20 protein-coding genes and 1 pseudogene are annotated in these 20,204 nt (G+C 55.3%); 5 read left to right on the top strand and 16 right to left on the bottom strand.

Going from position 1 to position 20,204, the window contains the following annotated elements:
- The gene (locus HMPREF9538_RS12720; RefSeq protein WP_004213066.1) at positions 1-696 is read right to left on the bottom strand and encodes a molecular chaperone; all 696 of its coding nucleotides are present in this window, start codon (positions 694-696) and stop codon (positions 1-3) included.
- A gap of 76 nt (positions 697-772) precedes the next feature.
- Positions 773-1,336: a fimbrial protein gene (locus HMPREF9538_RS12725; protein WP_004143457.1), complete on the bottom strand. Its 564-nt coding sequence runs from the start codon at positions 1,334-1,336 to the stop codon at positions 773-775.
- Positions 1,337-1,782: 446 nt separating this feature from the next.
- Between HMPREF9538_RS12725 and HMPREF9538_RS12730 the strand changes: the two genes are divergently transcribed.
- Positions 1,783-2,070: a hypothetical protein gene (locus tag HMPREF9538_RS12730; protein WP_004176193.1), complete on the top strand. Its 288-nt coding sequence runs from the start codon at positions 1,783-1,785 to the stop codon at positions 2,068-2,070.
- Positions 2,071-2,297: 227 nt separating this feature from the next.
- Here the strand turns inward: HMPREF9538_RS12730 and map are convergent, their stop codons facing one another.
- The 3 genes from map to HMPREF9538_RS12745 all read right to left on the bottom strand — a co-directional run bounded on the left by map (position 2,298) and on the right by HMPREF9538_RS12745 (position 3,817).
- Positions 2,298-3,080, bottom strand: a complete 783-nt coding sequence (map, locus tag HMPREF9538_RS12735; RefSeq protein ID WP_009485239.1) for a type I methionyl aminopeptidase — start codon at positions 3,078-3,080, stop codon at positions 2,298-2,300.
- Positions 3,061-3,279, bottom strand: coding sequence for a ParD-like family protein (locus HMPREF9538_RS12740; protein ID WP_002904808.1), 219 nt, complete (start codon positions 3,277-3,279; stop codon positions 3,061-3,063). Before HMPREF9538_RS12740 ends, map begins: the two co-directional genes overlap by 20 nt.
- 289 nt (positions 3,280-3,568) lie before the next feature.
- Positions 3,569-3,817 carry a hypothetical protein gene (locus HMPREF9538_RS12745; protein ID WP_002904810.1) on the bottom strand — a complete coding sequence of 83 codons (249 nt, stop codon included), beginning with the start codon at positions 3,815-3,817 and terminating at the stop codon, positions 3,569-3,571.
- A gap of 296 nt (positions 3,818-4,113) precedes the next feature.
- Here HMPREF9538_RS12745 and HMPREF9538_RS12750 point away from each other — a divergent pair, with 296 nt between their 5' ends.
- A complete protein-coding gene (locus HMPREF9538_RS12750) occupies positions 4,114-5,769 on the top strand; it encodes a putative bifunctional diguanylate cyclase/phosphodiesterase (protein WP_004143447.1) in 1,656 nt (551 codons plus the stop codon).
- Between the two features lie 33 nt (positions 5,770-5,802).
- Here the strand turns inward: HMPREF9538_RS12750 and iroE are convergent, their stop codons facing one another.
- The 7 genes from iroE to HMPREF9538_RS12785 form a co-directional block, all read right to left on the bottom strand.
- The gene (gene iroE, locus HMPREF9538_RS12755) at positions 5,803-6,738 is read right to left on the bottom strand and encodes a siderophore esterase IroE (RefSeq protein WP_004190148.1); all 936 of its coding nucleotides are present in this window, start codon (positions 6,736-6,738) and stop codon (positions 5,803-5,805) included.
- A gap of 187 nt (positions 6,739-6,925) precedes the next feature.
- On the bottom strand, positions 6,926-7,066 hold the full coding sequence (locus HMPREF9538_RS32260) for a hypothetical protein (RefSeq protein ID WP_002904814.1): 141 nt from the start codon (positions 7,064-7,066) through the stop codon (positions 6,926-6,928).
- 24 nt (positions 7,067-7,090) lie between these two features.
- Positions 7,091-7,330 (bottom strand): hypothetical protein, encoded by a 240-nt coding sequence (locus HMPREF9538_RS12765; RefSeq protein WP_009485237.1) that lies wholly within the window; start codon positions 7,328-7,330, stop codon positions 7,091-7,093.
- A gap of 416 nt (positions 7,331-7,746) precedes the next feature.
- Positions 7,747-8,190 carry a PTS sugar transporter subunit IIA gene (locus HMPREF9538_RS12770; RefSeq protein ID WP_002904819.1) on the bottom strand — a complete coding sequence of 148 codons (444 nt, stop codon included), beginning with the start codon at positions 8,188-8,190 and terminating at the stop codon, positions 7,747-7,749.
- Positions 8,180-9,625 carry a sugar porter family MFS transporter gene (locus HMPREF9538_RS12775; protein WP_004143440.1) on the bottom strand — a complete coding sequence of 482 codons (1,446 nt, stop codon included), beginning with the start codon at positions 9,623-9,625 and terminating at the stop codon, positions 8,180-8,182. Before HMPREF9538_RS12775 ends, HMPREF9538_RS12770 begins: the two co-directional genes overlap by 11 nt.
- A gap of 745 nt (positions 9,626-10,370) precedes the next feature.
- Entirely contained in the window at positions 10,371-11,699 is a 1,329-nt protein-coding gene (locus HMPREF9538_RS12780) for a 6-phospho-alpha-glucosidase (RefSeq protein ID WP_009485235.1), read from the bottom strand.
- Between the two features lie 11 nt (positions 11,700-11,710).
- Positions 11,711-13,243, bottom strand: a complete 1,533-nt coding sequence (locus HMPREF9538_RS12785) for a PTS transporter subunit EIIC (protein ID WP_004190141.1) — start codon at positions 13,241-13,243, stop codon at positions 11,711-11,713.
- 267 nt (positions 13,244-13,510) lie between these two features.
- Here HMPREF9538_RS12785 and HMPREF9538_RS12790 point away from each other — a divergent pair, with 267 nt between their 5' ends.
- Positions 13,511-14,209 (top strand): GntR family transcriptional regulator, encoded by a 699-nt coding sequence (locus HMPREF9538_RS12790; RefSeq protein ID WP_002904825.1) that lies wholly within the window; start codon positions 13,511-13,513, stop codon positions 14,207-14,209.
- Positions 14,210-14,214: 5 nt separating this feature from the next.
- Here the strand turns inward: HMPREF9538_RS12790 and HMPREF9538_RS12795 are convergent, their stop codons facing one another.
- Positions 14,215-14,958: a sulfite exporter TauE/SafE family protein gene (locus tag HMPREF9538_RS12795; RefSeq protein ID WP_004190138.1), complete on the bottom strand. Its 744-nt coding sequence runs from the start codon at positions 14,956-14,958 to the stop codon at positions 14,215-14,217.
- 111 nt (positions 14,959-15,069) lie between these two features.
- On the opposite strand from HMPREF9538_RS12795, the gene HMPREF9538_RS12800 reads away from it, so the two are divergent.
- On the top strand, positions 15,070-15,954 hold the full coding sequence (locus HMPREF9538_RS12800; protein WP_002904829.1) for a LysR family transcriptional regulator: 885 nt from the start codon (positions 15,070-15,072) through the stop codon (positions 15,952-15,954).
- Positions 15,955-16,065: 111 nt separating this feature from the next.
- Positions 16,066-16,941 (top strand): NAD(P)-dependent oxidoreductase, encoded by an 876-nt coding sequence (locus tag HMPREF9538_RS12805; protein WP_009485233.1) that lies wholly within the window; start codon positions 16,066-16,068, stop codon positions 16,939-16,941.
- 82 nt (positions 16,942-17,023) lie between these two features.
- On the opposite strand, the gene HMPREF9538_RS12810 is transcribed toward HMPREF9538_RS12805, so the two are convergent.
- From HMPREF9538_RS12810 to HMPREF9538_RS12820, 3 genes and pseudogenes are all read right to left on the bottom strand, one after another.
- Complete coding sequence (locus HMPREF9538_RS12810; protein ID WP_002904834.1) at positions 17,024-18,181, bottom strand: CdaR family transcriptional regulator; 1,158 nt, start codon at positions 18,179-18,181, stop codon at positions 17,024-17,026.
- Positions 18,178-19,353: a glycerate kinase gene (locus HMPREF9538_RS12815; protein WP_009485232.1), complete on the bottom strand. Its 1,176-nt coding sequence runs from the start codon at positions 19,351-19,353 to the stop codon at positions 18,178-18,180. The genes HMPREF9538_RS12810 and HMPREF9538_RS12815 overlap by 4 nt, the downstream gene beginning before the upstream one ends.
- A 13-nt stretch (positions 19,354-19,366) precedes the next feature.
- Positions 19,367-20,204 (bottom strand): annotated as a pseudogene (locus HMPREF9538_RS12820) (MFS transporter); the annotation flags it as partial.

The raw sequence follows: 20,204 nt of genomic DNA, 5'->3' as shown, positions 1-20,204 counted from the left end.
TTAGTGCGCCGAAACGGGGGCGCTAAACGTCTGCACAGCGCCAAAGTCATCCAGAATGCGCCAGCTCACCTCGCGGGCGCAGGCCTCGCCGGGGAGGGAATACTCTTCACGGCTGTGAGGAGCAATCACGCTGCGCTCAAGCGGCGTTTTCTGGTTCTGGCCCGCGCAGCTGAGCGTGGTGATAGTCACATAATAGGGGGAGGCATTCTCCGCCTGCAGATGGTTGCCGCTGACCCGCCAGCGCAGGTGCTGCGCCGCGTCGAGCGCAGAACCAGGGAGCCCTGCCGGGCGATAAATGAGCTTCAGTTGATTCTTAATAGCAAATTGCAGAATGTTCTCGCCAGCCGGCGCGGTATTGGCGGGAATCACTTTGATATTCAGGGTGAACAAACTTTCCCGATCGTTTGGCAGTTGCGCCGAGGTTAATAACACGCGCAGATCGTTGCTGTCTCCGGCATCCAGACGGAACAATGGCGGGGTGACGATAAACGGTGATTTATTATTATCAGCCAGATCGTCTACCCAGCTCTGAATAAGCACCGGATCGTGAGGATTGGTGTTTTTTACCGTGATGTCTGCCTCATGGCTTTGTTCATTATAAATGACACGTGTGCCGGCAATGGCAACCCCGGCGGCAGACGCCAGGAACGGGCAAAAGAGAAGGCTCAGGATAAAAGCCGCTTTATAACACTGCATAATTGAGGATCCGGTCACGAGGAAGCGAATAAGGGCAGGAGGACGCTGCCCTTGGAAAAGTGGCAATCAGGACATTCTATTCGTACACAATATCAATATTGGCCGTGGCATTAATATTGCCGGCAGTGACATCCTGTGAGGAATCGCTCTTCAGATCGGCAATAAAGTTAAATGCAATATCACCGTTTTCGTCGGCTTGCGAAACCGCCGTTTTGCTCTGCTTGTCAAAGGTCAGCTGAGTGCCTTCCGTTGAGCCGTCAGGGGAAGAGAAGACTTCAATGCCCACCCCTTTGGCGGTATCCGCGGCGTCGGAGAGCGCCAGCACGGCGGCGCTGGTGCCGTTAGCGTTGGTGTCCGGAGTACCTTCCAGGCTGATACTGATGTTCTGCGCCAGTGGGCAACCGGTGAGGTTGATGGTGAACGGCGTTTCTGCGGTTTTCGCTTCATGGGATTTCAGCGCCGACATATCGACGTTGCCAAAATCGACATTAACATCGCCACCGTTATTGGCGATCTGGCAGGACTCGTTAATAATTTTACCGGTGAAATTCAGTGTACCCGCCGCGCGGGCGGTGGTCACAGTAGCCAGACTTAAGGCCAGCAGTGAACCAACAACCAGCAGGGTGCCTTTTTCTTTCATACTCAAACCTTATTAAATAATAACAAGTTAACAAAAGCATTTAACATTTTTAAAGCATGTTTTTTATTTCTGTTCACAAAAAAACGGTAAGCATCGCTAATGTATATTACCGTCGGGGGCGGGATTATACGGAGAACATCGTAAAGGCCCATTGATAAGATGTGTTAAGCTGTAACATTATTTATTTTTTGGTGTAAGTATAATCTCATTAAATATTAAAAAAGAGTCCCATACGTATAATGCATTATTTCCGGGAGATAACTGTTCTGAGCAAATTTTACGAAAAAGTTGCTGTTAATCCCGGCAGTTGACCGGGTGGCCCGGAATAATCATTTACGCTGCCGCTATTTTGCAGTAGCGTGGAGTGACGGCAGGAAGCCGCAGGTTGTAGGGCACAGAAACGATGCTGTGCCGCGCAGTGTCACCCGTTATCAAGGAAGATTGCTATGTCTCCATTCCGTCTCGCTCTGCTATGTCTGTGCCTGGCGCCGCTGGCGTCGTCTGCTGCGCTTTCCGGCCAGGTTCATTTTTCAGGACGGGTCATCAATCCGGCCTGTGTTATCGCCCCCCGGCACGATCGTATCGATGTCTCGTGCCAGCACCATTCACCGGAACAGGTCGCCTTGACAAACAACCGTCCTCGCTACGCCATGCCGGACAATCGTGGTGAGGTCAGTATTCACTGGCGAAATGCGCAGCATAGTGAAGCGGATGTCATTATTCGCTATCGCTAAGGCGGGATAAAGGCAATGAAGAGTAAGCTGATGCAAGGAGGTAAAGGATAAACCGTTGTGCGGTTTATGCGCGCATCAGCCATAACCAGCGGGCAGACGCGCGCGCAGAAAATCATTCATGAAAACAATTATTGCCGCCGCCCGGCGGCACAATCAGGTGTCGTCTGGCGCCCAAGCGAGCTCCGGGATCGGAAAGCGGCCCACCGTCATAGAGAAAGGGAAGCAACTCAGCGGATCCGCGACTGTTCATCGTCGCGTAACGTCAGCACCTCAAAACCGTTGGCGGTGACGGCCACGGTGTGCTCCCATTGCGCGGAGAGTTTTTTATCGCGGGTAACCACCGTCCAGCCATCTTTTTTGGTTTTGATACGGCTGTCGCCCTGGTTGACCATCGGCTCAATGGTGAACACCATGCCTTCCTGCAGCACGGTGCCTTCTCCGGGGCGGCCGTAATGCAGCACCTGCGGTTCCTCATGCATTTCCTGACCGACGCCGTGACCGCAATATTCTCTGACCACGCTATAGCCATGTTCCTCCACCCAGCGCTGAATAGCGTGGCCAATATCGCCCAGCGTCGCGCCAGGCTTCACCACCTCAATGCCTTTCCACATCCCTTCATAGGTAGTCTTTACCAGCCGGCGGGCCAGCGGGGAGACATCGCCTATCAGGTACATCTTACTGGAGTCGGCAATCATGCCCGCTTTCTCGAGGGTGATATCGACGTTAACAATCATCCCGGAGCGCAGATGTTCGGTCGCTTTGGGGATCCCGTGGCACACCACATCGTTAATGGAAGTGTTCAACACATAGGGAAAATCGTATTGCCCCTTGCTGGCCGGGCGGGCGTGCAGCTGGTTGACGATAAAATCTTCCACTCGATCGTTAATCGCCATCGTCGTTACGCCGGGAACGATAAAAGTATCCAGCATATCAAACACTGACGCCAGCAGCTGGCCGGCATGGCGCTGCCGGGCGAGTTCGTCGGCGGTTTTAATGATTATTGATGGCATTGATCACCTCCAGCAGACGGTCAGAGCCGGATTTCAGCATCAGCAGTTTGATCTGCTGGTGGTTAAGCTCAGGGTAGAGTTCGCTCATCATGCCCAGACGGATCCAGTATTCCGCCTGGGCATTGACGGAGCGGGACATGGCTTTGCTGGCATCACGAATATCATCGTGCAGCAGATCGGAGATTTTGACGATTCCCATAGATATATACCGTTACGATTCGTATATACATCGTATACAATCCAGCGCGGGATGTCCTTGGCATTTTGTGGCGTAGATGGCGAGCACCATGCAAAAAAGCCCGACCAGCGGGCTTATATTCAGCATTTTTTCGGGTTAAAAATTCGCGCTGTGCACCATGGCGAAAATTACCCATTAGATTATCGGTATGCAGAAAGAAAATAACATGATGGCGACGCATCAATATATTTTATGCAGGTGTTAATTTTGCGTATTAATATTCTCCCGTCAGGCCGGGAATCCGAAGGATTTACAGCGCGTCAGTGAGTTTATCCACCACCACTTTACCCGCATTATCGAACTGCGTAATGCGGAAACTGTCGCTCCAGGAGCGGCGGGTGGTGAAGCGGTCAAACAGGGATACCCGGCCTTTGCGCTGGCCATCTTTACTTAAAATAACCCATTCGGTCACCGAAGAATAATGCTGGCTATTGTCATGCCGACTCTGTTGTTCAACAAGCTGGTCTTCTTTTTCCACTTTTAAATAATCACGCAACATATTTAACCTCCATAGAAAGTATTATTAACATTACTCCTTTTATTTATTCTTTCAATCAAACTTTTTAATCAATAAAAGTAACTATTAGTGGGCGACCTAAGTGCAAAAATCGCGGGGAATATCACTCCTTCGGACGGCCTGGTCCACTACGCTTAACGAGAGCGTCCGCCGCGCCTACTGCGGTGTCCGGGTCAGAAAGAGGCCAACAAAAGGCTATCTCCTTGTATTCTTAATAGGCGTAATTCTGCTATATCTAATGCGTTTTGCCACGACCGAGCCACAGAGAGCGCTGTACCATGAGTAACGATCACCTGACGGATATTGCCTATCGCCACTTTATTGAAAGCGTTAAAGATTATGCCATCTATATGCTGAGCGCCGACGGCACGGTCATTAGCTGGAATGAGGGCGCCCGCCGGGCAAAAGGGTACCTGAGCGACGAGATCATCGGTCGCTACTTCGGTCTCTTCTATAGCGAAGCTGAGCAACTCTCCGGTGTACCCGCAAAAAACCTGGAAATCGCCCTGCGTAGCGGGCAGTTTGAAGGGGAAGGCTGGCGGTATCGCAAAGACGGGTCCCGATTCTGGGCGCATGTCATGATCGATACTATCCGCGATGAGCAGAACACCCTGCTGGGTTTTGCCAAAATTACCCGCGACATTAGTGAACAGAAGGCGATTAACGACCGCATCGCCTGGATGGCGCGCTACGATGCGTTAACCGGTTTACCCAATCGGGTGGAGTTTTTTGAACGGGTGGAGAAGCTGATCACTGGAAATGATGCCCGCCGCTTTGCCATTTTCACGATCGATTTAGACAAATTTAAAGAGATTAACGATCTGCAGGGCCATCTGATTGGTGACCAGCTGCTGCAGCGCGTGGCGGGCGCCGTGCTCAAAACGCTGCAGAAGGAGGAGATGGTCGCCCGCTTCGGCGGCGATGAGTTTGTGGCCGTTAAACCTTTTTCCGATGAGGGGGAAGTGGATGCCTTTGCTGCGCGCCTGTGGCACTGCTTCAGCGGTAAGCAGACGTTTGCCGCGACGGAAGTGGTTCTCTCCGCCAGCATTGGCATCTCAGTCTACCCGGAAGACGGCACGGATATTAATACGATACTGAGCAATTCCGATCTGGCTATGTATCGGGCAAAAAGCAGCCTCGACCATAAGATTTGCTGGTATGAACGTGAAATGGATGACAAGACGCGGCAGCGCAATATGATGGCCGCCGATATCCGGCGCGGTATTCACGCCGGGGAGTTTTCGCTCCACTATCAGGCTATCCGCAACATCAAAGATCGTAGCATCACCGGTTACGAGGCGCTGCTGCGCTGGCAGCATCCGCAGCTGGGGACGATCCCGCCGGACGTGTTTATTCCCATCGCCGAAGAGAGCGGCGCCATCGTGCCCTTAGGTTACTGGGTGCTCGAGCAGGTGTGTAACGAATCGCTGGAAAATGGTTTGAACAGAAAAGTTTCGGTCAATATCTCTCCGGTGCAGTTGCGCCATCGTAGCTTTATCGAAAAAGTTCGCGAGATCCTGATGCGTACCGCCTACCCGGTCAGTCTGCTGGAGTTTGAGGTCACCGAAACGGCGTTTGTGATCAATAAACAGCTGGCGTTCAGCGTTCTGCATCATCTGCAAAAAATGGGGATCAGTATTGCGCTGGATGACTTTGGCACCGGTTACTCCTCCCTGAGCATGCTGCGCGATTTTCATTTCGACGTCATCAAACTCGACCGCAGCTTTATGACAGATGTGGAGAGCAACCCTCAGGTACGCTCATTCGTGCGAGCCATTATTTCGCTGGGCAATTCGATCAATACGCCGCTTATCGCCGAGGGGGTGGAAACGGCTGGACAACTGCAGATCCTCGAAGAGGAGGGATGTGACGAGATGCAGGGATTTCTGTTCGGCGAGCCGGTCGATATCAAACACCTGCCCGACCGGCGCTGATGCGCCCACCCTCCGCTGGTGGGCGTAAGGGCGTTACTGATGCGCAAGCGCTGCCTGCCCGGAAAGATGCAGCAGCGCCGAACGCAGCGAGACCTCGAACATCTGACCGTGCGTCAGGCCGGGGTAGCGCCAGAAGGCTACGGTCAACCCTTTACTGGCAAGCTGCTGTTGGGTTTGACGCAACACCTCAAGCGAGGCCTCGTGCCCGGACGGCTCTCCACGGGCTTTACCGTCACCCTCGAGTAGGTACAGCGATTTCCCGCGAAAGCGGACGGCATCAAGACTTTGGCTTGCCTGCAAAGGCGATTGCAGGGCCTGACCTAGCGACGGGCTGGCGGAATAGTAGATCCCGAACAGCGAAGCCTTCCTCCACGCGTCGAGCACAAACAATCCGCCGTAGGAGTGGCCCCAGATAGCGCGCTGGTGGGGATCTATTTTCAGGTTAGCTTCCGTCTGGGGAACCATCGTTTCGGTCAGCAGTTGGCGAAAAACATCATTGCCCCCGGTTTTACGCGGCGGTAGCGCGGGTTTCCCGGCGCGAGGCTCATGCGTCTTTAGCGGTGGGGTGTAATCCCAGGCACGGGCTGCGGTATCAAAGGGCAGCGCGGTCTGGTAGCCGATAGCGACGATCACCGGCGGGGAGCCGGCGAAGAGCTGCTGCAGAAACGCGTCGTCGAGTTTATCCATCACCGCGTTGCCATCCAACATATACAGTACCGGATAGCCGGCGGCGGGCGGGGCTTTGTCCGGCACTGCGGTCCATACCCGGTAGTGACGTTCGCCATCGGCAGAGTCATACTGGCGTTGCGTAAAGTGGTAAAACGCCGACCCTTTATCCGCAATGTTCGGCCCCAGCGGCTGAAGATCCGGCCGGGCAATACTGCCGCTGCTGTAGAAGAGTGCGCCAATCGCCAGCGTCAGCAGCCCGCTCGTACGACCTGTTGTGATGCTCCCTGAACTCAACTTCACCTCGTCTGTCCCCCTGTTTTGTTGCTTCTGGCGTTATTGTTGGGCTGACACGTTAGCACAGCTTTTATGATAATGGTTCTCATTTCTTTTTCTGGCGTTGCCACAAACTGTATGCTGGGGGAGCGGGTGACGGGATAAACGGAGATGACGAAGAGAAGGCCCCCTGTAGGCGGTCATAAAAGAAAATTCAGGAACGATCGTGAAGGTGACTCAACAGTTTTTTGACCAGCGGAGTGAGCGCAATAAACAGCAGCGCAATAATTACGATCAGCAAGAGCGTCAGCCCTTTATGGTGGCTGATAAGCACCAACAGCATCGCCAGCGTCATGGTATGATCCTTTAATAAATGGCGTTAACCACCGCCAAGGTGAATAAAATTCAACAGAATGGTCATGACCACCCAGGCCAGCAGCAGATAGCGTCGTTTATCGCGTCGAGCTTCCAGCGCAGCAAAATAGTTAGCGCTGTACCAGGTTGATATGATAATAGCCAGCGTGATGATGACCTGCCAGATCGCCTCGCTGAAATCGGTGACGATGCTTATGCCACGAAAGCAGAGGACAATCGCAATACCGTTAAACGCATTACACATCAGCCATCCCCACAGACTTGCGGGTCGGCTAAATAAATATCCCAATCGTAAAACCAATGTCGTATTCACCCTGCTAAAATAATCGCGCTGTAAAATGCATTTTAACGATCGAACAGGTATTGATATAAATCAAAACTAATGGAATACCGCAGGAATCACTGGCGTACGGTGCTAACAGCGCGAGCAATAAACCTGAGGATCAGTAGCCCTGGAGAATATTTATCTCATTGTTTTAACGGGATTTTAGTTATGAGATACCTGCGGTAACGTGCGTACTTCAAGCAAGTAGCAATACGTTGGTTTCTCTGGTTATTATTACCATTGAGGTTATAACCGGGAGAATCAGATTATTCGCCATGTTTGCTGGGGGAGGGGTGAAAATCCGACCGGGGCCAGAGCTCCGGTCGGTGTCATACTTAATGGGGCAAGGCGTTATGCTGCAGAATTTTCAGGAAATCATGTTTGTCGGAGATTAATGACAGTGCGTTAGCGATCAGCTCATCGCTAAATATCGAGGCAATTTCCTTGAGTACGTCAATATGCTCTTTCTCTTTCGCGATCACGCCGATGGCAATAAACATTACATTGCTCCGATCCCAGATTACGCCATCAGGAAACTGATAGATCTCAATCCCGGTTTTAAGGATGATATCCGTCGCGGATTTCGGCAAATGCGGCAGGGTGATGCCATTGCCTAAAAAGGTCGAGACCTGATGTTCACGCTCCAGCAGAAAGTGGACACATTCCTGATTGACATAGCCTTTGGCTTTAAACTCCGCGCCGATCATGGCGATGACTTCCGCTTTATTACTGGCTTTGCAGCCAATATGCAGATTATCCAGCGTGATGTTATCGATCATAACCAACCTCCCTGGTGAGACGAGTGGATTTTTTATCTTCATGGTTTGCTGACAGCTCTGCTTCTAACTGCTCAAGCGATTTATTGGAGGTCTCGGGCAGGGCAAAGACCACGAAAAGAATGGCTAAATAGTTAATGGCGGCGAAGATAAAGAAGACTGGTCCAAGGCCCAGTTTTGCCTGCAGCAGCGGGAACAGATAGCTGACCACCGCGTTCATGATCCACATGAAAAATACCGAGATCCCCATCGACAGTCCGCGGAATTTCAGCGGGAACAGTTCGGCTAATACCACCCAGGTAATAAAGCCCATGGAGCCCTGCATCACGCCGACGAACAGCGCGCCCAGCAGCCAGATGGCGGTAGCTTTCAGGTCACCCACCAGGGTGTAATCGACAGCGGCGATAATCAGATGCAGGGTTGCCATAATGGCGAAACCGTAGATGATGATTGTCTTACGTTTGAAGCGGTCGACAAGGAACAGTACCCCGATCAGCATACCGCCCACGGAGAAAACACCGTTCAGCACGTTGCAGATCAGCGAAGTACGCTCTGAGAAACCGGCGGCACTCAGGATTTCCGTACCGTAATACATAATGACGTTAACGCCGGTGGTTTGCTGCAGTGCGGCCCAGGTAATGCCGACCAGCAAAATTTTGAGGATCCAGGGTGTTTTGACAATCGTCGCAAAGGTGCTCTGGGCGCTGTACTTATTACCAGCTTCAATTTTGATCAGGGTAGAGATGTCATCGTACTCCTTCTGCGCGCGTTCCGCCGGGCGGATTTGTTTGAGGATATGCAGCGCTTCATCATGACGATTTTTGCTGATCAGCCAGCGCGGGCTTTCCGGCGCGCGCCACATGCCAACGAACAGGCAGATGGCCGGAATCGCTTGTACCAGCAGCATATAGCGCCAGACGTCCGGCAGATGGCCCCAGATGATGCCAATGATCGCGTTGATGGCAAATGCCGCCAGCTGGCCAATGACGATGGCGACTTCATTCAGGCCGGTCAGCTTGCCGCGCATCTCGGTAGGCGCCACTTCTGAAATAAAAGTGGGGGCGGTGACCGAAGCGCCGCCGACGGCATAGCCCAGCAGGGCGCGGGCAATCAGCAGCGTAGTGATATCGGGTGCCGCGGCGGAAAGCAACGCGCCGATGAGAAAAACAAAGGAGAGAAAGAGTAAATATTTACGCCGGCCGAAGTAATCGGCAAATTTGCCGCCAAACACGCTGCCCAGCGCGGCGCCGACCAGCAGAACGCTCATTACCAGCCCTTCGGTGGTTGGGGTCAGCGCCATGTACTGCTTCAGTGAGGAAAAGGCGCCGTTGATAACGCCGGTGTCGTAACCGAAAAGCAGGCCGCCGAAGGTGGCCACTAAGGTGATCTGATGAAGTCGTTTTCTCTGTTGCTGGTTCAGGTTTGTTATAAATGACATGGTAGTCCCTTTATTTTGTTGAACGACACAAGATAAAAATACATCTCCCCAGTCAGGATTTATCACGCCTGTGTTGTCGTATCTAACTGAATTAAATGATTTTCTTCTTTGTGTAATTGCTCAGCACAAGGCAGGGTACGCTAAGCAATGGCGGTCAAAGAGGTTTACGGCTTGGTGTTGACATGGATGTAGTCGATATCCGTTCTCCTTTGCGGGTTAGCGGTCTTTAGTGCGTCAGTCGCGACGACATTTGCCGATGAACAGCGCTCTGGTGTGGCACGTTGCTGTCGCTCCGGCGATTTACCGTGGTAAGAATATGGCACAAAGAAATGGAATGAACATGCAACAAGATCACATTATGAAAATTTAATTTCAATTCAGTGTTGCAGAATGGTAAATGCATGAAGCCAATCACAAAGGCTAAAGGGAGTATATCCCCATGAAAAGCAGGTTAAATTTACAGTGAGGTAATAACGATGTTGTTTTCAGTGGGTTAATGTAAATCGAAGAATACTACGCAGATCACATTTTTACGCCATAATATTGAAGAATAGAATTTATATTTCATTGTCACGATCGGGGCAAAATGAAGATAGAGGCCTTTTACCTCCGGTCTGAAGGGGGAAATGAGCGATTCGCTTTGCCCACGGGGGCGGAGGTTAAGGATGAATGCATCACCGGGGGAAACACCGGGTAAAAATGCAGAGAAGGTGGATTCTCTGCATCTTACCCATCACGAAAAAGATCAGTGCAGTGCGGGCCAGTAGCCTTCGTTGGCGACGATCAGTTCATCGAGGATGGCTTTCGCCACCGAAGCGCTGGGCACCGTTTTCGACAGGGCGATGGCCTGCCACAGTTTCTGGTAACTGCCCTCAATCCAGGCGTCAACCACCAGTTTCTCAACTGCCACCTGCTGCTCCATCAACCCTTTCTGGAATGACGGGATTTTCCCCATCGCCAGCGGTTCCGGACCATTAACGCCCACCAGGCAGGGGACTTCCACCATCGCCGTCTCATCGAAGTTGGCGATGGCTCCGTTGTTCTCGACGATCAACAGCATCCGCTCCTGGGTGTTAAAGGCGATGGCGCAGGCGAGGTCGACGATAAAGGTGGCATGGGCCCCGGCATGGAAATGCGCGCCTTCCGCCGTGCCGCGACGGGTGATCTCCCGGGCCATATCAAAGACCTCTTTTTCGCGTCCGGCCATCACCTCGTTGGCCCGCGTAAACTCCGGGTCGGAATGCGCCACTTCATAGTCCGGGTAGAGATAGTATTTCAGATAGGTGTTAGGCAGCGTCGTCGGATCGAGGGCAAACACATCCTTCACCTTTTTAAAGGTCTCGATCCAACTCGGCGCCTTATGCTGAAAGTCTTCTTTTGGGCTGCTGTATCCCTGCTCCGCCACGTGACGCTTCAGCGCCGGCATCAAATCGTTACCGGCTTTATCGGTGATGCTGGTCCACCAGCCGAAGTGGTTCAGGCCATAGTAACGAACGTTCAGCGCTTTGCGCGACGGCAGGCCGAGGATGTCGGCGAACAGACCCTCGATAGCCACCGGCATATCGCAAATGTTGATGATGCGCCCGTCGGGCCGCAGGCGACGGGTCGCTTCCGCGACGATAGCCGCCGGGTTGGAGTAGTTGAGCATCCAGGCCCCTGGTGCGTACTGCTGCATATAATCGACCAGCTCCAGCACCCCGGCAATCGAGCGCATACCGTAGGCAATCCCACCCGGACCACAGGTCTCCTGGCCCGGCACGCCATATTTCAGCGGGATCTTTTCATCCTTTTCCCGCATCTCATACAGGCCAACGCGAATATGCGCCATCACGAAATCGACGTCGGTAAAGGCCGCCTGCGGATCGGTGGTATAGCTGAACTTCACCTGTGGGAAGCGTTCAGCCACCAGGATGGCGCAGGCGTCGCCGATAGTCTTCTGACGCTGGTGATGGTTGTCATACAGACGGATCTCCCGCAGGGGAAAGCGCGACATATTTTCCAGTAACATCATCACAATCCCAGGGGTATAAGTACTGCCGCCGCCGGCAATGGTGACCACAAAATTATCTTTCATTTACCACCTCGTTATTCAATAACACCCAGACTGGCGTTGACCGCCGTTCGAATTTTGTTAACTCCCAGGCCATAGATAACCTGGACATGGTTTCCTTTAATCAGCACGCTGCTCCCGCCGCTCTCTTTCAACAGCGTCTGCTGGATAAGGGCGGGGTCCCGCACATCAACCCGCAGACGGGTAAAACAGTTGCCCACCGCACAGACATTCTCTTTCCCTCCCAGCCCGGCAATCACCAGCGCGCCTTTATCCGGATGCTCGCTATTAGCCTGTTGCGAATGCTCATCTTCGGCTGCGGTTTCGCGGCCCGGGGTGAGCAGCCGCAGACGGGTAATACAGAAGGTGCCGACCAGGTACATGGTCGCGGTTTCCAGCAGACCGAGGGCGACAAACACCGGCCAGCGCGTCGCGCCGACTCCCGCCGGGAGGTTATAGACGACGAAATCGATGAGGCCGTTAGTGGCGCAGACCCTGACGTGAAGCAGCCAGGCCAGCATCTGGAAAAAACCGTCCAGCAGGGAGTAGATAAGCCACAGCAATGGGGCGGTGAAGATAAAGAGAAACTCAAAAGGTTCGGTGATCCCCACCAGGACGGAGGTAACAATCAAGGGGATCAGCGTGACTTTCAGCCGCTGCTTATTCTCCGCTTTCGCCGTACGGTAGAAGGCGAGCGCCATGCCGGCGGTGCCAAAAATCTTCACCATCCCATAGGTGAGGAAACGGGCGGAATCACTGAGCGCGTCAACGGGGTGGCGGGCGATTTCGGCCAGGAAAATAGGCTTAGCGCCAATGACGGTCTGACCATCGATCAGCAGCTGACCGCCGATAGAGGTAAAAACGAACGGCGACCAGATCAGATGATGCAGCCCGGTGGGGATCAGGAACCGGTTGAGAAAGCCGTACAGGAAGACCCCGATGGCGCCAAAGGATTTCATAAAGCCGGTCAGCGCCGAGATGCCCAGCTCCACTACCGGCCAGAGATAGACGGTGGCGATGGCGAACATGCCAACCAGCGGCAACATCACGATCAGCACCAGCTTACTGTTGCCGTAGATCGACAGCGCGCCGCGAAACTCAATCCCAACCACGCGATTATGGACAAAGGCGACAGCGCAGCCAAGGATAATCCCAAGGAATACGCCCATATCGATAACCTGAAAACCGAAGATAAAGGTTTGTCCGCTGCCGTACAGTTGCGCGTTGGTGGCTCCGGTCGCCAGGCGATGGGTGAGGGTTAGCCAGCTATTATTCGCCGCCAGGTACATCAGCCAGGTCATGGCCGCCACGAAGGCCGCTTCGGCCTTGCGGGTTTTCGCCAGACCGCTGGCCAGCCCAAGGCAGAACAGAAACCCAAGATGGTTCATCAGCGCCCAGAGCATACTGGAGACAAATTTCCCCACCAGGTAGAGCCCGCTGCTTTCATCCACCCACAGCCGGTTGGTCGTCATGCTGAACAGGGCGATCAACAGGCCGATAGCTGGCAGATACAGCACCGGCCCGATCATCGCCTTGGAAAAGTCCTGAAGCTTTTTCACTCCAATCATGGTTGTCCTCTCGTCTTTGCAGACCGCTGTCATCACCTGATGAATAGGCTTATCAGACTAGGAGCAGACCACCGGGATCCCGAGCAGGAAAAGGGCCATCTGTGACGAAAGTCATATATATTGTTGCTGGACAGATATATAAATATGGCGTGATTTATAGATGTGTCGTTGTTGATTTTTTCGCTGCAAGATAAAAATAATCATTTAATTACATGAGGTTATTCATGGTCACTGTTGACTGGCGCCACTCCATTGAGACATCTAAAAGTGATTTATAAAAAGATTGCCACTGAACTGAGGACCCGCATCAACAGCGACGACTATGCCGTCGGCGATATGCTGCCCAGCGAAAAAGCGCTCGCCGCGGAGCTGAAGGTCTCGGTGATGACGCTGCGCAAAGCGCTGGCGCTACTGGAGGAAGAAAAGCTGATCGCGCGGCGGCACGGCAGCGGAACCTGCATTGTGCGTAAAAGTAACTATCATGGCGGGGAACTGGAGGGCTTTAACTACCAGATGCAGGTGGTGGGCGTCACCAACTACCGTAACAAAGTTATTGAATTTACGCTGCTTGATGCCCCGCCAGCCATTGCCCAGCAGCTAAAGATCCAGCCGGGGGAGAAAGTGTATTACGTCAGACGGCTGCGGCTGATCGATGAGGTCCCAATCCTGGTGGAAAACAGCTATATCCCCTTCGCCACCTTCCCCTGGCTCAGCGTGGGTAACCTCGAGCAGTCTAAGTTCAACTATTTCAAAAAAGAGTGCCATATCACCATCATCGAGAGCCACCGCAGCTATACCCCGGTGCTGGCGACCCGTGAGCAGGCGGAGCTGCTGCAGGTGGCGCCAAACAGCCTCCTGCTGCGGGTGCAGTCGATCAGCTACGCCCAGAACCGGGCGATCGTCGATTTCTCAGAGATCTACCAGAACACCAGTAAGTACAATGTGAAGCACATTACCCGCCGCTAGAGGATTCAGACCAGCCATCCCCGGGCGATCAGCTCTATCCCCAGCGCCAGCAGGAACAACAGAAAGCCCTGACGAAAGCGCTGCGGGCTGAGACGCGAGCGGATCCGCTTTCCCAGCCACATGCCGAGCAGCGCCGGCAACAGCGCCAGCGCCGACAATAGCCATGCATCATCATGCCAGCCATCGTGCAGGGCGAGGCCAGCCGCCAACGCCAGAGTGGAAAGGGTGAACGACAACCCCAGGGCCTGCACCAGCTCGTCGCGACGAAAGCCCAGCGCCTGTAGCCAGGGAACGGCCGGAATAACAAATACCCCGGTCGCCCCGGTGATAACGCCGGTCAGCCCGCCCATGAGCGGCGACAGCCACTTCTCCACGCGGCCGGAAACCTGAAACACCGGACTGCAGAGCGCATACCCGGCATAGACTATCAATGCGGCGCCAAGCGCCAGCGCCGACCACCGAGGATTGAGGCCGATCAGCAGTGAGGATCCGGCCAACGTGCCAATAATAATCCCGGTCATCATAAGCCAGAGACGGCGTACAATCTGCGCCAGCGCCGGGCCTGCCAGTAACTGCCAGAGATTGGTGAGCAGCGAGGGAAGCACCAGCAGCGCCGCTGCGGCCTGCGGCGGCATCAGCAGGCCAAGCAGGCCCATCGCCACGGTGGGCAATCCCATGCCGGTCACCCCTTTGACCAGCCCGGCGGCAATAAAGATCAACAGGAAAGAGATCGTGTGTAAATCGAACATTATGGCTCACTTTTCAGGGTATAAAGGGGCATTGAAACAGCTGGTCGTGAGGGCCACAATGCGGTATGTTGGCCATAGACTACGGAAAAACCGAAGGTAAAGGAGGGCCTGATGCGACTGGATCTGGCCGATCTGCGGCTATTTATCGCCATCGTGGATACCGGCAGTATCACCGGCGGAGCGGCGAATGCCCATCTGGCCCTGGCGTCCGCCAGTGAGAGGCTGCGCAAGATGGAGGCCGAGATCGGCGTGCCGCTGTTGCACCGTCATGCCCGCGGAGTGACGATGACAGAGGCCGGGGAGGTACTGGCGCGCCATGCCCGCCCGCTTCTTGCGCAGCAGCAGCGTCTGCGCCAGGCGATGCACGCCTTCGCCTGCGGTCAGCGGGGGACGCTGCGCCTGTTCGCCAACACCTCGGCGATGTCGGCTTTTCTGCCGGGGAAGCTCGCCGCCTGGATGGCAGCGCACCCGGCGGTGCAGATCGAAACCGAAGAACGCACCAGCGCGGATATCGTCAGCTGTATCCTGGCGGGCGTGGCGCAGGCCGGAGTGGTGTCCGATGCGGTCGACCCCGGGCCGCTGCGCCTCGATCCCGTCGCTGACGACCCGCTGGTGCTGATCGTGCCGCCAGCTCGCCCTCTGGCCGAAAAAGAGGAAGTGGCGTTTGCGGCGGTGCTCAACGAGCCGTTGGTCGCCCTCTATCAGACCAGTGCGCTACAGCAGCATATCGAACAGCACGCAGCTGAACTCGGCCAGGCGCTAAACGTTCGGGTCAGGATGAGCCATTTTGCAGGGCTTTGCGAGATGGTGGCGCACGGCGCCGGCGGGGCGATCCTGCCGCGCGTTATTGCCGAGCGTTACCGGCAGCGCTATTCGTTTGCCGTCATCGGGTTACAGGACCGCTGGGCGCAGCGCCGTTTGTGCCTGTGCTACCAGGATGACGCCAGCCTGTCGCCAGCGATGCGCCGCTTACTGGAATGGCTTCGTCAGCCTTGAGAACATCAGTGACAGTGTCACTTTTCATGCCCGTTATTGCTACTGACATCCGTGCCAGAGATGCGATAGTAGAGGTCCGCTTTTATTAAGACGCGAATCAGGACAGACAAGATGAGTACATTACCAAAGGTCGCGGTGCTGGGACTCGGCGCCATGGGACACGCTTTTGCCAGTAACCTGCTGAAAAACGGCTTTACCGTTGCCGGCTGGAACCGTTCGCCAGCCCGCGGCGAAGATTTACAGGCGCATGGGTTATCTCTGCACGCCACGCCGCAGCAGGCGGTGGCCGATGCCGAGGTGATCATCAGTATGCTCGCCGACGGCGAGGCCACCCTCGAGGTACTGGCGCAAATCGCGCCCGCCTGTCAGCCGCAGGCGATCTATTGCCAGATGGGCACCATTGGCCTGCCGGAGACCCGGCAGGCCATCGCGTTGTTGCGGGAACTTCAGCCAGCGATGACCTATATCGATGCCCCGGTGTCGGGGACCAAAGCCCCAGCGGAGAAGGCACAGATCCTGGTGCTCGCCAGCGGCGATAGGGAAAAGGGCGCCGCTGCCGAACCGGTGTTTGCGGCTATCTCCCGCGGGACGCAGTGGTTTGGCGAGGCGGGCAACAGCCAGAAAATGAAGCTGGTCCTCAATGCCTGGCTGATTTCGATGATGCAGGGCATCGCGGAAAGCGCCCAGCTGGCGAAGACGCTGGGCTTCACCCCCGACCAGCTGTGGAGCGCCCTGGAAGGCGGCCCGCTGGCGGCGCCCTATGTCAAAGTGAAACTAGACGCCATCGCCAGCGAGCAGTATACCCCGCAGATGCAGCTGGCGCATGCCCTGAAAGATGCCCGGCTGGCGCTTTCCCTGGCCGAGCCGCACACCATGCCGGGGCTGGAAAACATCGCCGAACTGTGGCAGCAGGCGGCGGACGCGGGATATGCCGGAGAGGATTTGTCTGCGGTATATCAGTGGCTGTCGCCGTCGTCAAAAGCGTAGTTTCCTACCCACGCCTGGAAAGAAGTGGCCATGGTGGCCACTTATCCTGGCGGATGGGGCATCAATTCGAATCTACCGTACGTTAACTTAAGCTATCAATCCATTCGCTCTGGCGTGGATTCAGCCGGCGATAACAGTGTACCGACACCGCCAGCTGCGTCAGGTCGGTGAAGACCATCGGATCGAGCTGTATATGCTTTTTAATTTGCTGCAGCCGATAGGTGAGCGTATTACGATGAATCCCCAACAGCAGCGACGTTTTGCCCGGTTCGGCATTATTGGCAATAAAGCTGCTCAGGGTATCCAGCAGCACTTCGCCGGAATCATGCTCAAGCAGCTGGCGTACGTTATTGATAAAAAAATTGACCATATAGCTGTCTTCCAGCACCCTGAACAGGCAGAGCATTGCCATTTCGCGAAAGTAGTAGATCTGCCGCTGCGGCTGCACTTTGCTACCCACTTCGATCACCGAGCGGGCGAACCGAATGGCCTCGCGAATGTCCGGGGCGCTGTCCGCCTGCACGCCAATCCCGATATGGTAATGGCTTATCTGATTACTCAGTACAAACTCAATGCCCCGCAGCAGGGTTTCCTGGGCTTCGCTTAGCGCGTTGAGGATCAATATTTCATGGCTGCCCAGCAAAATAACGTCACTTACGCCGGAGAGCTGCGAGAATTCCCGCAACAGCGTACTCAGTATGTCGCTTAACTGATGCTGTTCGACCTGCACGGTCACTACGATCGGAACCCGCGGTGTATCAAAATCGAAACCAAGTTCCAGCAGGCGATGAAGCGCTTCTTGCCCGGCGGGCGTAGCCCCTTGTTCCAGATACTGACAAAACAAGGTGTCACGCAGACGTTGCCGCCAGTTGGTTTCCCGCATCTCTATGGCCTGGCGGACCAGCAGTTCGGCGGTGAGCACCGCCAGTTCAGCATAGCGGCTTATCGCCGCGGGATCGCCGCTGATGCCTACCACCATCACCACGCGATCGTCATAGATAATGGGATGATTAATACCAGGATGCACGTTGTGAAAACGCGCGGCTTCCGCGGCGTTGTTAATACAAATGCGTTTCCCGGTGCGTATTACCTCCCGGGCGACTTCATGCTGTTCGCCGATACGATGCCGTTCACCTGAGGCAATGATCTGTCCATGATGGTCAATCACATTCACGTTATGATGAATTATCGCCATTGCCCGGGCGACAATTTCATTAGCCAGCGCTGTTGTAATAATCATACAGTTATCCGCTTATGTGCCTCTCCGCGCCACCCGCTCAGAAAGGTTCGTAGAACATTCTCCGCGGCGTCGGCGAGGAGCGGTTCGCATGTGTTCATCGACTCTGCCAGCGCCATAGGGCGCTGGCAAATAGACCACATTGCGTCAATATGGTGTTGATATAATTGCCGGCTGCTCTCATCACGCCCGCCGCAAAGGGCCACAACCGGCACGCCATGGCGTGCGGCTTTGCCTGCCACGCCCACCGGAGCCTTACCAAAGGCGCTCTGCCGATCGAGCCAGCCTTCACCCACGATCGTCAGCGCGGCATCGCGAAGATGGTCGTCGGCGTTAAGCAGCTCCAGCACCAGGTCAATGCCCGGACGCAGCGTGGCGCCGGTATAGGCGATAAGCGCAGCCCCCATACCGCCCGCGGCCCCGGCGCCGGGCCGCTCGCTGACGTCGAATCCGAGGGTTTGCGTAAGCAGCTGGCTATAATGCGCCATTCCCGCCTCCAGTTCGCAGAGCGCCGCCTCGTCCGCGCCTTTCTGCGCCCCATACACCCAGGTGGCGCCATGCTCGCCAAGCAGAGGGTTAGTGACATCGCAGGAGACCTGTATTTCGCTTTGCTGTAGACGCGGGTCCAGACCGCTCAAATCGATGCGCTGAATATGCGCCAGGTCCTGACCTGCCGCGGGAGCCGGCAGCAGGGTGCCGTCCTTACGCCAGAATCGTGCGCCGAGCGCCTGGGCAAAACCGATGCCGCCATCGTTGGTCGCGCTGCCGCCCAGGCCGATAATCAAGTGCCGACACCCGGCGTCCAGCGCCGCCTTTACCTGTTCGCCCAGCCCGTAGCTGCTGGCCTGACGCACATCCCGCTGCGCTGGCGGCGTGAGTTCGAGCCCACAGCTTTGCGCCATCTCGATAATGGCCCGCTCGCCGGGCAGGATCAGGAAATCCGCCTGCAGGAAGAGCCCATAAGGCGAGGTACAGCGCTGCTGTTGCCACACCGCCCCTTTAAGCAACGGACTATCCGCCAGAGTCGACAGCAGTCCCTCTCCGCCGTCGGACACGGGCATTTCGACCAGCTCCAGCGTCTGGTCAACCCGGCGCAATCCCTGGGCTACCGCTGCGCAAGCGGCCTGCGCGCTGCAGCTACCTTTAAACGAATCCAGCGCGATAACAATCTTCATACGTTCTCCTGCGTTAATGCGCTTTGCGCGGCGTTTTATCGGTGGTCATGAGCTGTAATAACATCCCCAGCAGCGCACATCCCGCCATGGTAAAGAAGGCGTAGATATAACCCGCTGGATTTTCCCAGCCGCCGCCAAACTGAATGAGCCAGCCCATAAGCAATGGCGAAATGCCGCCGCCGATAAACATCGCCGTGGTGATAATTCCGTTAGCGGTAGAGGTGGCGCGTTCTTCGGCGGAGTCCGACGCCATGGCGTAGTAGATAGGCCACACGGCGTTGGCCACCAGGCCAAAAAATAGCTGAATGGCGATAAGGCGCGGCATATTGGTGGCGAAATAGAACAGCGCAATGCCGATACTCATCCACAGACCGCAGACGATCAGGGTTCGTTTACGGCCAAAGCTATCCGACAGCCAGGGCCAGATTACCTGACCCAGGGTACCGGTAAGCGTGAAGATAATACTCAGCCCGGCGGACGCCGCCAGCGACAGGCCGGAGACGTGATAAAGATACGGGGGCAGTACAACGTTAATGCCCATATAGACGATTTGCGTCAGCAGGGTATTGCCCGCCGTCAGCGAAATATTGCGGTTGCGCAGGGTGCGTAAAAAGGTCTTCATCCCTTCGCCTTTGGCGACATGGCTGCTTTCCTGCGTCGCCGGGCGCGTCAACCCCTGGCTGTCGATATGCTGATAAAGCGTGTTGATGCGGTCGGCGGTAGAATATTTTGCCCAGAAGATCATTAGCGGGATGGCGACGAGCAGCGCCAGCAGGAAGCAGTAGCGCCAGCTGCCTTCGCCAAACGTGGGCAACAACCAGCCCCCCCCCCCCCCCCCCCCCCACCGCCCC

The organism is Klebsiella sp. MS 92-3, assembly GCF_000195655.1.
In the GTDB taxonomy this organism is placed as follows: domain Bacteria; phylum Pseudomonadota; class Gammaproteobacteria; order Enterobacterales; family Enterobacteriaceae; genus Klebsiella; species Klebsiella pneumoniae.
Note: the sequence above shows the minus strand (reverse complement) of the source record. Positions and strands in the feature narration are given on the sequence as shown.